This is a genomic window from Marinobacter sp. ES-1 (genome assembly GCF_000475255.1).
In the GTDB taxonomy this organism is placed as follows: Bacteria; Pseudomonadota; Gammaproteobacteria; order Pseudomonadales; family Oleiphilaceae; genus Marinobacter; species Marinobacter vinifirmus.
In genome coordinates, this window is the sequence record NZ_AXBV01000056.1 from 1 (window position 1) to 12835 (window position 12835).

15 protein-coding genes are annotated in these 12835 nt (G+C 57.0%); 4 read left to right on the top strand and 11 right to left on the bottom strand.

All coding sequences use genetic code 11. From position 1 onward, the window contains the following. Nucleotides 1-174: 174 nt before the first annotated feature. A complete protein-coding gene (gene rlmE, locus Q668_RS10555) occupies nt 175-798 on the bottom strand; it encodes a 23S rRNA (uridine(2552)-2'-O)-methyltransferase RlmE (protein ID WP_022989570.1) in 624 nt (207 codons plus the stop codon). A gap of 145 nt (nt 799-943) precedes the next feature. Here rlmE and Q668_RS10560 point away from each other — a divergent pair, with 145 nt between their 5' ends. Then, nucleotides 944-1678 (top strand): TrmH family RNA methyltransferase, encoded by a 735-nt coding sequence (locus tag Q668_RS10560; protein ID WP_022989571.1) that lies wholly within the window; start codon nt 944-946, stop codon nt 1676-1678. Here Q668_RS10560 and Q668_RS10565 read toward each other — a convergent pair. The 7 genes from Q668_RS10565 to Q668_RS10595 all read right to left on the bottom strand — a co-directional run bounded on the left by Q668_RS10565 (nt 1675) and on the right by Q668_RS10595 (nt 6648). After that, complete coding sequence (locus Q668_RS10565) at nt 1675-2040, bottom strand: DUF6455 family protein (RefSeq protein ID WP_152521778.1); 366 nt, start codon at nt 2038-2040, stop codon at nt 1675-1677. The two genes, Q668_RS10560 and Q668_RS10565, sit on opposite strands and share 4 nt — an antisense overlap. A 213-nt stretch (nt 2041-2253) precedes the next feature. Then, nucleotides 2254-3198, bottom strand: coding sequence for a ketopantoate reductase family protein (locus Q668_RS10570; RefSeq protein WP_022989573.1), 945 nt, complete (start codon nt 3196-3198; stop codon nt 2254-2256). 104 nt (nt 3199-3302) lie between these two features. After that, nucleotides 3303-3758, bottom strand: a complete 456-nt coding sequence (locus Q668_RS16615) for a c-type cytochrome (RefSeq protein ID WP_022989574.1) — start codon at nt 3756-3758, stop codon at nt 3303-3305. Between the two features lie 41 nt (nt 3759-3799). Beyond that, nucleotides 3800-4336 carry a methylamine dehydrogenase light chain gene (locus tag Q668_RS10580; RefSeq protein WP_022989575.1) on the bottom strand — a complete coding sequence of 179 codons (537 nt, stop codon included), beginning with the start codon at nt 4334-4336 and terminating at the stop codon, nt 3800-3802. An 18-nt stretch (nt 4337-4354) separates the two neighbouring features. After that, a complete protein-coding gene (gene mauD, locus Q668_RS10585) occupies nt 4355-4945 on the bottom strand; it encodes a methylamine dehydrogenase accessory protein MauD (protein WP_022989576.1) in 591 nt (196 codons plus the stop codon). Nucleotides 4946-4963: 18 nt separating this feature from the next. Then, on the bottom strand, nt 4964-5500 hold the full coding sequence (locus Q668_RS10590) for a MauE/DoxX family redox-associated membrane protein (protein ID WP_022989577.1): 537 nt from the start codon (nt 5498-5500) through the stop codon (nt 4964-4966). 2 nt (nt 5501-5502) lie between these two features. Beyond that, nucleotides 5503-6648: an amine dehydrogenase large subunit gene (locus Q668_RS10595; RefSeq protein ID WP_022989578.1), complete on the bottom strand. Its 1146-nt coding sequence runs from the start codon at nt 6646-6648 to the stop codon at nt 5503-5505. A gap of 308 nt (nt 6649-6956) precedes the next feature. On the opposite strand from Q668_RS10595, the gene Q668_RS10600 reads away from it, so the two are divergent. Beyond that, nucleotides 6957-8060, top strand: a complete 1104-nt coding sequence (locus tag Q668_RS10600; protein ID WP_022989579.1) for a PilT/PilU family type 4a pilus ATPase — start codon at nt 6957-6959, stop codon at nt 8058-8060. 92 nt (nt 8061-8152) lie between these two features. On the opposite strand, the gene Q668_RS10605 is transcribed toward Q668_RS10600, so the two are convergent. From Q668_RS10605 to Q668_RS10615, 3 genes are all read right to left on the bottom strand, one after another. Beyond that, a complete protein-coding gene (locus Q668_RS10605) occupies nt 8153-8779 on the bottom strand; it encodes a peroxiredoxin (RefSeq protein WP_022989580.1) in 627 nt (208 codons plus the stop codon). Between the two features lie 138 nt (nt 8780-8917). After that, nucleotides 8918-9520, bottom strand: coding sequence for a cytochrome b/b6 domain-containing protein (locus tag Q668_RS10610; protein WP_022989581.1), 603 nt, complete (start codon nt 9518-9520; stop codon nt 8918-8920). Further along, nucleotides 9517-11121, bottom strand: coding sequence for a tetrathionate reductase family octaheme c-type cytochrome (locus tag Q668_RS10615; protein WP_036219751.1), 1605 nt, complete (start codon nt 11119-11121; stop codon nt 9517-9519). Before Q668_RS10615 ends, Q668_RS10610 begins: the two co-directional genes overlap by 4 nt. A 195-nt stretch (nt 11122-11316) precedes the next feature. On the opposite strand from Q668_RS10615, the gene Q668_RS10620 reads away from it, so the two are divergent. Beyond that, on the top strand, nt 11317-11781 hold the full coding sequence (locus Q668_RS10620) for a hypothetical protein (protein ID WP_022989583.1): 465 nt from the start codon (nt 11317-11319) through the stop codon (nt 11779-11781). Between the two features lie 82 nt (nt 11782-11863). Continuing rightward, complete coding sequence (locus Q668_RS10625) at nt 11864-12829, top strand: SLAC1 anion channel family protein (RefSeq protein WP_227498344.1); 966 nt, start codon at nt 11864-11866, stop codon at nt 12827-12829. The last annotated feature ends 6 nt before the right edge of the window (nt 12830-12835 follow it).

Here is a 12835-nt window from a genome sequence, read left to right on the forward strand (position 1 = left end):
GTTAAAGAGCGTTTGAGCTGTGTTGCTCAACGAGGAGGCGAATTCTACATTCTTCTCCGAGACTGTCAACGCCGATTCCCAAATTATTTTTCTTTATTTCGGTTTCCCGCTACCAGGACAACCAGAACTGCTCAACCCTTGTACGAAATGTGCAAAATTCGAACTGACTCAGCCTCAGTTACCCCGAAACCCCTTCGCCACCAGGTACACTTCCCGGGACCGGGCCCTGGAAGAATCCGGCTTGCGCACGACTACTTTATCGAATACGGCACGCACGGCCTTCACATATTCGTCATAGCCTTCGCCGTGAAACACCTTGGCCACAAAGCTGCCTTTAGGTTTGAGCACCTGGCACGCCATATCCAGCGCCAGCTCTACCAGATACATGGACGCGGCCTGGTCTGCCGCATTCACGCCACTGATATTGGGTGCCATATCGGAGATGACCACATCGGCACGGGTGCCGTCGAGTACGGCCATGATCTGGTCAAACACCTCCTGCTCAGTGAAATCACCCTGGATAAATTCAACACCCGCAATGGCATCCATGGGCAGTATGTCCGAGGCCACCACTCGACCCTTGTGACCTACCAGCTTCGCTGCAACCTGAGACCAGCCGCCCGGGGCGGAGCCCAGGTCAACCACGAGCATATTAGGCTGGATCAGCCGGTCTTTGTCGTTAATCTCCAGGAGTTTGTAACTGGCACGGGATCGATAGCCATCCACTTGCGCCTGCTTCACAAAGGGATCGTTGACGTGCTCTTCGAGCCACCGGTTACTGCTTTTGGAACGGGCCATGGGGTGTCTTCTGTCTACTGCGGGAAAGACTGCATTGTACGCGGCCACCCTCACTACCGCAAAAGCCGCCGAGCCTGACAATACAAGGGGGCAACAGTACAATGACGCCACTGTTGCAACCGCTACCCAATGCAGGAACCCGGCCGTGAAACTGGATGACATCAAGAAACTGCACCAGAAAAAGTATCGCCAATCACTGGGCCACTTCCTGGTGGAAGGGGAGCACCTGGTACTGGAGCTGGAAAAAGCCGCCGCCGGAAACCCGCACTGGCAACAGACCAAGCTGTTTGTCACCAGCACCTATGAACATTGGCCCAGCCCCTGGCCAAAAACCATCATCAGCGACCGCCAGATGGCGCAACTGGCTGACACCAAAACTCCGCAAGGCATTCTTGCCGTGGCACCGCTTCCCTCTGATAAGGCAGGCACATCAACAGCCGGCGGGAAAGCGGTCTATCTACATGAGGTTCAGGATCCTGGAAACCTGGGCACGATCCTGCGCACCCTGGCCTGGTTTGGCGGCATGCGTTGCCTGCTCAGCCCCGGCAGCGTCGATCCCTATAATCCGAAAGTTGTGCGCGCCAGCATGGGCGCCATCTTCCATGTTCCGCTGGAAACCGATGTAAACCTGGACACACTCCCCAGCCGTTATCCCCGCATTGCCTGCCTGGACATTGGCGGTGAGTCAATCACCAGCTCAGACTTCCAGAACCACGACTGCTATCTTTTTGGCAACGAAGCCCGGGGCGTACCGGAAGAGGCTCTGACCAGCCTGGGCGCCGGCCGTTTCACCATCCCCGGCGCGGCTGCAGTGGAGTCTCTGAATCTTGCTTCGGCGGTGAATATGGTGGTTTATGAGTTGAATCGAGACGGACTCTAACGAACACCATCAGCCAAGTGTTCAAAATCGCCGGCATTCGGACAGAACTCCCGACAGCGCTCAGCAGACTCCCCGCCACGCAGCGCCTGCCAGCAGCGGGCCGCTTCCGAGCAGGAACTACAACGTTTCTTCATAGCCGCCAGCTCTTTGGCTTCCAGGGTGCCCATCTGTTCTTCGGTAACGCCGAAACGTGCCTGCATCTGCGGCATCAGGGTCTTTTCAAAACGCACAAACGGTGCACCACGGGTTCTCAAAAGACGCTCGATTTCAGCGGCAACGGAGGAATCCAGGGCCGGATCTGCCTGCGCAACTATCTGCTCCAGCGCATCCGGGGCTTCCATCTGCAGGGACTTTACAGCCATCTGATACTGGCTGGCGATTAACCGGTCAGCAAGGCGACCGATCAAAGTAGACCTGGGTTGAGTTGAAACTTGAGCATTCATGTTCATGGGACTTCCCTCCTGATATTGATGACAGTAAACGCTGTTACCAGTGGGGAAATCTTGCTTCAGGTCAATGAATCCGGGCCAGTGTCCGGGAAATTGATTGGGTGTGCACTATATGCGCCACCAGGACTAGTTCTGGTGTTTCAAAACTGCATTCACGGTGAAAGTGTAAGGTGCTTCCACGCCTAGTTTCTCACATCGCCGCAATACCGCCCCGGCAATGCTATCCAGCTCCAGCGGCCGGCCTTTCTCCTGATCCACCAGCATGGAGGTTTTGATGGCGTTAAAGCTGCTGATCAGCTCAAACATGTCATCGAGATCCCGCTGCGTCAGGTTCACACCATCGGCTCTGGAGGCCTCTACAGTCTCAGCCATCATCCCGTAGACCATCTTGCCGAATTCCGGATGATGGGTAAGGCTTCGGGTGTCCAGAAGAGTGAGCGCAGACAGCGGATTAACACCGTTATTAATCACCAATTTGCGCCAAAGCTCATAACGGATGTTTTCGGTTACGGTGGTTGGAATACCCGCCTCATTAAAGGCAGCCTCCAGCCTCTTCAACAAAGCCACCCGTGGGTCATCAGGCTGTTGCTGAGGCCAGGCGCCCATCACGATCTGGGCAACACCTTCGGCGAACACTTTGCCCGGCTCGATAATATGGCCGCCAATACGCACCGCAAGGCCACCCAAGACACGGCCTTCTCCGACCACTTCTGAAATGAGGGGTTCGTTATCTACCCCGTTTTGAAGAGACAGTACCGGAACCGAACCAGCCCTCAACCATTCAGAAAGCTCCGTCATCACTGCGCTGGTGGCTGTCGATTTAAGGGCTATCACGATCAGGTCAAAATCATCCGCCTGATAGTTATGAATAAGGTCTTGGTGGTGGCAAGCCGGGAGGGAGTGGTGGAAAACCTGCCCTTCATAATCAACGGTCAGGCCGTTCGCTTGTAGGGCCGCGAGGTGATCTCCACGGGCGGTCAGTACAACCTGTTGGCCGACTTCAGCCAACCTTGCGGCATAATAGCCGCCGATGCCGCCGGCACCAACAATAAGAATTCTGAGAGTCGCCACTGAAACCTCTGGGTGCAGATAAGCCTTCCGGCACGATAAAGGAAGTGCTCGAAAAGTAGAACACCCGAAAGGTCGTATCAACTATCGAAAATGAAACCCAGCTCTCAAGGCCAGGTATACTCCGGCAAAGCCACCCCCTCCCCGGCCAACCGCTCCGTAATCTCCCGCCTCAGCGCCACCACATCCCGGACCTCCCGTTGCCTGAGTTGATCAACCTCTTCTTTAGTAAAATGCTCGACTGCCACACCGGGCTGGCCCCAGCGCTCCACCACATAATTCATCACCTCGGCAATCTCGGTATCGTTCAGGCCAGCGCCGACAACGCCGGGCACGTGCATCAGGTAAAGCCGGCTCTGTGCATCGTTGAAAAACACCTCCACAAAACCCGGAAACGGAGGAATACCTGCGGCTTCCACGCCCATGCCATCCATGCCATGGCAACCGGTACAGCGCAGCATGTAGTTGGATTGCGCCGATCGCTCGGCAGCCGTTGCCGGCACCAGCAGTTGCGCAGCCAGCAGGGTTGTCAGCAGCAGGTTTCCTGTCCGTTTCCGTATCATCTTCCTAACTCCCTAAGTTCAGTGGGTACTCATTCCAGGGTTCAGCCATTAGCCACGCCCAGAACCACGGAAACGGTGCAGTGATAGCCCTTGTTGGTATTGGCCATGCACCAGTTGATGTCGTTGTGCAGTCCCATCCGGTAGCCCGGGCGCTCCCCTTCGCTGGTGAAGCAGAAGGTGGAACTGGGCACCGTGGCCCGGCCGCAGCAATCGTTGTAAGACACCAGATAGTCCTTGTCGTCGGCCGGGTTACGGCAGGTGCCCACCCACGCCACCTTGGACGCCTCGGTGCCCGGCGGGCAGGAGGTCAGAGAGCCGCCAGAGGTGGAACAGAGGTTGCCGTCCAGCGCGCAGTGCTTCCAGTAGCTGCAATCGTTCTCGTCTTCCAGGGTGCCGGCAAACGCGGCGCCCCCCAGAGACCGGTCAAACGGCAGAACCGGGGCCAGCATGGCACCGGCCATGACGGTTCCGGCTTTGGCCAGGAAGGATCGGCGGCCAAAGCTCTGCGCCGCTTTCCTGGTGGACTGCTCGGATGTCTTATCAATCAGGTTAAACAAACGGTCTATCATTCTGGACATAGTGTCCTCCCGGACTTATTAACTAGCGGTTTTACTGACCAGCTCCTGCACAGAGGCATAGCCGGTTTCCAGCGCATTGAACAAACTTTCCAACTGCTCTCTTGAATTCACCAGGCCCTTGGCCCGCACCACACCCTGCTCGTCAAGCAGCACGGCAAATGGCAAGCGGGCCACCCGGTAAGTCACCCCAAGATGTTCCGACAACACGTACGGGAAACCTTCCAGCTTCTGCGTGGCAATCAGCTGCTCGTGGCGGGGTTGGTCGCCGTCACTGGCCAGCACCACAGAGAGCCAGCCGGCTTCGGATTTCTGGATCGACTTGAGCGCCGGCAGCAGCTTTTTGCAGATCGGGCAGGTCGGCGACAGAAAGAACACCAGGCTATGCTTGCCGGACGGCTGGCCAAGGTTCACCTTGCCGCCGGTCAGGCTGTCCAGGCTGAACACCGGGGACAGCTCGCCCACTTTGGGGCCGCTGTCGTTGATCATGGCGCCCACAGGTGCCACCCGCTCATGCAAGATGCCGACCTGTCGGGCGAGCACGAAGAAGCCCAGAATGAGCCCAGCCACCATCAAGGCCAGCAAAACAACGGTAAAAGATAGAATTGCCACAGTATTTCCCTCTGAATGTCAGTATTTGTTGTTAGCCAACAGCAGCCGCTGGTTCTCGGCCAGCTTTCCGAACAGGTTGTAGATCAGCCACAGCCCGGTGCCGGCGGGTATCGCCACCATCAACCCGGCTAACCCGGGTGCCTGCACACCTTGCTGCGCAACCAGGGCTGCCAGGCCCGCCAGCACCAGATTGCGCAGCACCAGCAGCCACGAAACCGGGTGCGCCGCGCCACCACAGCCGCAATCGATCTCGGCATGGCCCCGGAACAGGCTGACGGCCATGGCTGCGCCGTAAGCCAACAACAGCCCCACCATCCCCAACGCCCCCAGCCCGGAGGTGTCCGGATAAACCAGCAACAGCACACACGCCGCCTCGGCCACTATCAACGCTCTGGCCAAAGGCCCCGCCAGCCATTCCGGAAGCAACTGGTAGTTGATGACATACCCGAGAAACCGACCGTAATCCGAAGCCTTGTGCCAGGCTGCGTGGGTAAACAGCAGGGCCAGCAGAACCATGGTGGTCAGCACGAACATCTGCAGGAGATCGGGGCCCATGATCAGGACCCTGCGATGGAGAAAATGGCCCAGCCACCAACATCTTCAACCGTGTTGGTTTCCTCCAGGGCGAATCCAGCATCCGCCTTCACCTGATAGCGGTACAGCACGCCCTCTTCATCCAGGCCAAACAGCACCGGCTGCTCGCCGTCGGTTACCGAGAGCGACACCAGGTGCTTGACCTCGGAGCGGCCCAACACCTTGGCGCTGGCCAGGTCCACCGCCCACACTTCCTCGGCGCCATTTTTGTGGCTGCCGTTGTAGGCTTCGGAATGCATGGTTACGAACAGCACCTTATGGGCCTCGTTGTAGGCCACCACATCCACACCACCGGGGGCCCACTGGCCTTCAGTGCCTTCCGTGAAGGATTTCTTGCTGATCAGGCGAGGCGCTTTGTCGCTGTCCGAAACCCGGTAAACAGTGCCGAAGAAGGAGACAAACAGCAGCTCATCACCGGCCCGCTTGCCGACAATAAATACCGGGTCCTTGTCCGGATCAAAGATCTTGTCACTGCTGTCCGGCGAGCCGAACCGGCCATCCGCAGCGAGGGAAAAGCTCTGGAAACGGCCATCCCCACAGACCGTGGTGAACTTCACCGAATCCGCAGCCGGGAACACGCCGAAGCAACCTGGTGTTGGTACTTCCTGCAGAACACTGCCAGTCTCAAGGTCTACCACCGTCACGGAGGTAGCCGGTGTGGCGTTCTGGATAAAGGCGTAGCGGTCGTCGTGAGAGATCTTCAGGATGGCGTTGGACGGGGCTACCTGAGCTGCTTTTTCAGGCACCACCACTTCCCGAAGCAGGCTCAGGGTAGACACATCAAATTCCTGAAGTACGGACTCGGTCGGGCCGTATGTGATCCGCTTAGCGTAGTGAGACAGGCTGTAAAGACGGGAAAAATCACTGTTGGCGACCATCTGGCCAACAATGCCAAAGCTCAGGTTTCCTTTAACACTGAGGTCGTCCTGGGAGAGCACAACGGTCTGGCTTGCCCCATCCCAACTCTGGTCCAATACAAACAGATTCGGCCCGGGCTGAATCCGTTCCTCAACCGTAAGCACTTCCGGCACAAATTTATCGGCCGCCTGAACGGTTCCTGAAATCAGAACACCTGCCAGCGCAGCGAGGGCAAACCTTGTACTGAGCATATGAAAACCTCCGAGTGTAGGGAAAGGGCGTTGGTACGCGCCTTATTCGGAGATGAGCACAAGGTGTGCCAGATTGGCCTTTTCTTGAAATCAGGGCAGTAGCTGATCAAAGAACAAGCACATTGGCGGAATTTCGATCTGACACTGAGAAATATCTGTATATCAGAGAGTTAAATCGCACTAAAACAGGGCCGAAGGCTCTTAGAAAGTGCGAGCTATAAGCGCTTAGTATCGTTAGATCGCCATTCAAGACTAAGACCTACTACACTGGCACATATCATCGTTTTTCAACGCCTAAAGGAACGCCGATGGACCTCACCGCCTACCTCAAACTCATGGCCGACAAAGGTGCCTCCGATCTCTACCTCTCCACCGGAGCCCCGGTGATGATGAAAGTCGAAGGCCACACCGCTCCCATCACCCAGAAGCACCTTCCAGCGGGCGCCGTGAAGGAACTGGCGTACTCGATCATGAAAGACAAGCAGCGGGCGGAGTTCGAGAAGTCGCTGGAGCTGGATATGGCGGTGGGGCTGGCCAATATCGGGCGATTCCGGGTGAACGTGCTCTGGCAGCGGGGCGAAGTGAGCATGGTAATTCGCCACCTGAAAACCGAGATTCCGTCCATCGATACCCTTGGCCTGCCAAAGATTCTCGAGAAGCTGATCATGGAACCCCGGGGGCTGATCCTGGTGGTGGGTTCCACCGGCTCAGGTAAGTCCACCACCCTGGCCTCGATGCTGGATTATCGAAATAACCACACCACCGGCCACATTCTCACCATTGAAGACCCCATCGAATACACCCACACCCACAAGCAGAGTGTTGTGAACCAGCGGGAGGTGGGCGTAGACACTCACTCCTATAGCGAAGCCCTGCGACGGGCCATGCGCGAGGCACCGGATGTGATCATGATCGGTGAAATCCGCGACCGGGAAACCATGAAGCAAGCCCTCACCTATGCGGAAACCGGACACCTGTGCATATCCACCCTGCATGCCAGCAACGTAGACCAGACCATGCGGCGGATCGTGAACTTCTTCCCGGAGCATGCCCACAAAGAGCTGTTTATGGACCTGAGCCTGCACCTGAAAGCCGTGGTGGCCCAACGGTTATTGAAAGGTAAGGATGGCAAGCGCTGCGCAGCGGTCGAAGTGATGCTCGCAAGCCCCTACATCAAGGACATCATCAATAAAGGCGAGGTTGAAGGCATTACCGAAGTCATGGAGAAGAGCCAGCAGCAGGGTATGAAGACCTTCGACCAGGCCATCATGGACCTTTACCACCAGGGCAAGATCACCGAAGACACCGCGCTGGCCAACGCCGATTCACGCCACAACCTGGAAGTGAAAATCCGGCTGGAAAAAGGCAGCCTTGCCGGCAACTCCGACAGCCTGACCTTCGACAGAGACTGACACAAAAAAGCCCCCAAACCAGGCTGCTCGGTGTCGTGAGCAACCAGGCCGGGGGCAGGCTGTGAACCTGATCAATTCAGTGCAGCGTCAAATCAGATCTTGGTCATGCGCAGGTAAGGACGCAGTTCGTTCCAGCCCTGCGGGAAGATATCCTTCGCCTCTTCATTGGAGATGGACGGCGGGATAATCACATCGCCACCCTTGCGCCAGTCCGCCGGCAGGGCAACCTTGCTGGCATCGGCTGTCTGCAGCGCGTCGATAACACGCAGGATTTCGTCAAAGTTACGACCAACCGCCATCGGGTACGTCAGGGTCAGGCGGACTTTCTTGGCCGGATCAATGATGAACACGCTGCGTACGGCGGCGGTTTCGCTCTCACCCGGGTGAATCATGTCGTACAGCTGGGCAATTTTGTGGTCTTCGTCGGCAACGATCGGGAACTGCAGGTCACAGCTCTGGGTATCGTTTACGTCGTCAATCCACTTCATGTGCTCGTCTACAGAGTCGGTAGACAGGCCAAGCGGCTTCACGTTGCGGGCTGCAAACTCCTGGGCCAGCTGGGCAGTACGGCCCATTTCAGTGGTACATACCGGAGTAAAGTCAGCGGGGTGGCTGAAGAAGAACACCCAGGAATCACCAGCCCACTCATGGAAGCTGATCGCGCCTTTGGTGGTGTCTACTTTGAAGTCCGGAGCGGTTTCGCCAAGACGGATGGACATAATCTTTCTCCTGTCGGTTTGCCAGATAGTTGGCTTTGTTTGACTACAAGGCCAGAGTATCCGGCCACACCTTTTATATCAAAAAGAATATATCTATAGTTCCATTAGTTTTAACAAAATAAAAGCTGAACACATGTTTCAATGGTGCTCGTCCAGATCCTCATAGCCGGTGATCATAGGCTTGATGTGGCTGGTCAGGGTTTTGCCCATCGTCGTCATGTACACATGGGCAATGATGAACACCAGCATGGCGAACGCCGCGCCAGTGTGCACCAGGGCCACGGTTTCCAGCTCCAGTGCGCCGGCCAGGGTGGCCGGCCAGTCGTTGTAGAACAGGTATAACAGCCCGGACACCCAGATAATCGGCGAGATCACCACCTTGAAAAACAGGTACGCCAGCCGCTGCAGCGGGTTGTGCTTGGCCCTGGAGGTTTTCTTGTAAGGATGGGAGGCACCGGTGAAGGTGCCAATCAGGTAATAGTGCATGACCGCGAACAAACCATCACGGGTCGGGATGTACTGGCGCCATTCACCGGTGGTGAAATGCCAGAAAATGGCAAACACCCAAAGCACAATCAACGCCCAGGCCGCCAGGGTATGTACCTGAACGGCGGTGCTGAACCGCATCACCTCATAGGTACCGTGAATGGCGAACCCGGTAAACAGCAGCACGAAGATCAGCAGCGCCTGGCTCCAGTGCCAGAAGCGCTCAAAGCGTTTGAACATCAGTACCCGGCTCATTGCCCTTTCCTCCCGCTGAACACGATCCGCGCCATGGCATGCACCAGTACCGCAAACAGCGTGGCCGCCACCAGCAACCACCCTATCCGGTCAAGCCACACGTTGCTGTGATGGCCCGGCATGTAGATGCCACCCAACCCCGCCAGCCGGCTTTCGGCCTTGTGGCAGCTACCGCATTTCACCGCATCGTTAGCCGGCGCCACCATATGGGTGATCGGCCAGTGCATGGTGGTTTCAATAAAGTCGAACTGGCCGCTGTATGGCATGCCAGACATGTCGCTGCCGGCCTGCAGGGCTTTCTCCCAGTTGAAATTGCTCCAGAGAGAGCTATCGTCTGCCCCGAATACGTGAGTGGCCAGCAGGGTTTGCCGCTCGGTATCAAACGGCTGCTTGCCCCGCATCACCTTGAACGGCCAGATGCGGGATTTGCCGTCATCCGGGCTGCCTTCCACCTTGTTGATGGCCACCGGCGGATTATCAATGTCCAGCGGGTCACCAGCCAGGGTGTACTGCACGGTGCCATCAAACCAGGCATATTCCGGCACCACATTCTCGCCATGGCGGAAATCGCCTTTCTCACTCAGATAACTGGGATGGCCGTTTTCATCCAGCTCCTTAACAGGCTTTCCATCTTCATCCAGCCGGCCCGCCGTCGACCAGTCCCACCAGGTTTTGGTCGCCACGCCACCCCGGGCAAAGGCCGGGATGTGGCAGCTCTGGCAGGCAAGTTTGTCTACGTGATCATTCAGCTTGGGCTTATCGTGGGGCGCAAGGCCATGGCACGACTCACAACTGGCCCGGGAGAAATCGGTATGGCCCGGCACATCGATGCCCAGGGTATCCCGGGCATTGGCCTGGTATCGGCTACCGGATACCGCATGGCCCATGGTGGTGTGGCAATCCGAACAGCCAAAGTTCAGGCCGTCCGGAGACATATGCACATCCAGCTCTTTCGGCGGGTTGATCAGTGAGGAGTCGAGGTCCCCATGCTTCACGCCATCTGCACCGCCACCATGGAAATGACAGCTACCGCAATTGGCCCGGCCACTGGCGCCCACGTTCTGGGCGATGTGCTCAAGGTCCGGCGGCATTACCATCTTGCCACTGCCCTTAGGCCATTCCCGGGGAATTGAAGTCGGGTAACCTGCCAGCGTAGGGAACTTCCAGTAGTCGCCGGTGGTGTCATGACAAACCAGGCAATCCACGGCATTCTCTGCCTGCGGTGGCGGCTGGTTCATATCCTTCCATCCATAACCCACATGGCAGGACGTGCAGCGAGACTCATTGGTTACGGCCATGCCGCAAAAACTGTTGATCACCTTGCTTTTGCCAAGGGTCTGCCCGGTTTCCTGATGGTCGTAGAGCCAGGTCCAGTGGGTAGTGCCGCGAATCTGCTCCCCGGCCTCGGTGTGGCACTCCAGGCAGGCAGCAGTTACATCTTCTGCCTTTTCGAAAGGCCCCTGTAACGCTTTGAATTTGCTGTGGTCGGCCGTGGTGGGCGATTTCTCCAAAGCCATAGCCGGTAGCGCCAGAAACAGGCACAGCACGGCGGCCCAACCCTGCCATGTGCGCCAAACCATCCTTTGTGCATCCTTGTTCATAGCAATCACCCACCCATCCCGAAGACCTGCCTGTAAGTTTAGCCCGCTATCTGACGCTTGCAGGCCTACCCGATTGAGACTTGAGCAAGATCAATCTATGCCACCTGTCATCAACGAACAGTGACAATGTCACTGAACCGCAGAATTCGACGCGTCTATATTGATCAGGAAGACAAACTTAAAAGGAGCACACCCATGTCGAATGTACTCAAGGTTTTTACCCTCGCAATGCTCGTAGCACTGGCCCCGGCCCACGCCATGGCCGAGAAGCAAAAAGACAACCGCGCCAACAAGGGCAACAACGTAGACGAAGTGCTGGTGATCCTGTCCAGCGACTCCAACCAGACCCAGGGCATGGCCATGGTACTGGCCAACACCATGGCCGAGCAGGGTGCCAAGGTGAACGTACTGCTGTGCGACGAAGCCGGCGACCTGGCCCTGAAGTCCTATGAAGCCGAGGCCCTGGCGCCTAAAAATGTGACCCCGGGGCAGATGCTGCGCGGCCTGCTGAAAGCCGGTGGTACCGCCAACGTATGCGCCCTGTACCTGCCCAACAGCGAGTACGGCAAGGACGACCTGATCGATGGCGTTGGCGTTGCCATGCCCCCGCAAATGGCCGGCCAGATGCTGGATCGCAAAATCCGCACTTTCAGTTTCTGATAACGCCGTAACAGCAGTACCAGAGTTCTGTGCCAGCCTTCCGGGCTGGCACAGTGCGTTAACCGATGATTGTCCGAGGTAAATGATGGCAGAGTCCCAACCCTCCCGCCTGCAACACTTTCCCGTTTCCTGGTTTGCCATGGTGATGGGGCTTAGCGGCCTGACTATTGCCCTGCACCGGGCCGAAACGGTTTTCAACCTGGCTATTCAACCCAGTCTGGCAGCGCTGGTGTTCACCATTACCGTATTCCTTGCCCTGGCCGGTCTCTACCTGCTCAAGGCAGTTCGCTACCCGCAGCAGGTGAAAGGCGAATTCAATCACCCGGTTAAACTGAATTTTGCCCCCACCATGTCCATCGGGCTGATTCTGATCAGTATTGCCCTGCTGCCTCACAGCAAAACCCTTTCACTGGCTGTCTGGACACTGGGCGTTGCCTTGCACCTGGTTTTCACCCTGTACGTGCTGGCCACCTGGATTCACCACACCCACTTCGAGATCAACCACATGAATCCGGCCTGGTTCATTCCCATTGTGGGCAACATTCTGGTGCCCATTGCCGGTGTTCAGCATGGTTTTACCGAACTGTCCTGGTTCTTCTTCAGCATTGGCCTGGTGTTCTGGCTGGTGCTGCTGGCTATCATCTTCAACAGGATGTTTTTTCATAACCCGCTGCCGGGCAAACTGCTGCCAACTCTGTTCATCCTGATTGCTCCGCCAGCCGTGGGCTTTCTGTCCTGGATGCAGTTAACCGGTGAGCTGGATGCCTTTGCCCGCATCCTTTACTACAGCGCCCTGTTCCTCACGTTAATGCTGTTTACCCAGGCGCCCCGGTTCCTGAAACTGCCGTTCGCCCTGTCCTGGTGGGCTTACTCATTCCCGATGGCCGCCATCACTATCGCGACACTGGGCATGTATCAGCTGCTGGGCAGTCCATTCTTCAAATGGCTGGGCGCGGCTTTACTGGTTGTGCTGGTGGTGCTGATTATCGGCCTGTTAGTGCGGACCGCTGTTGCAATAAGCCAGCGGGAAATCTGTGTCGAGGAATAAGGCAGG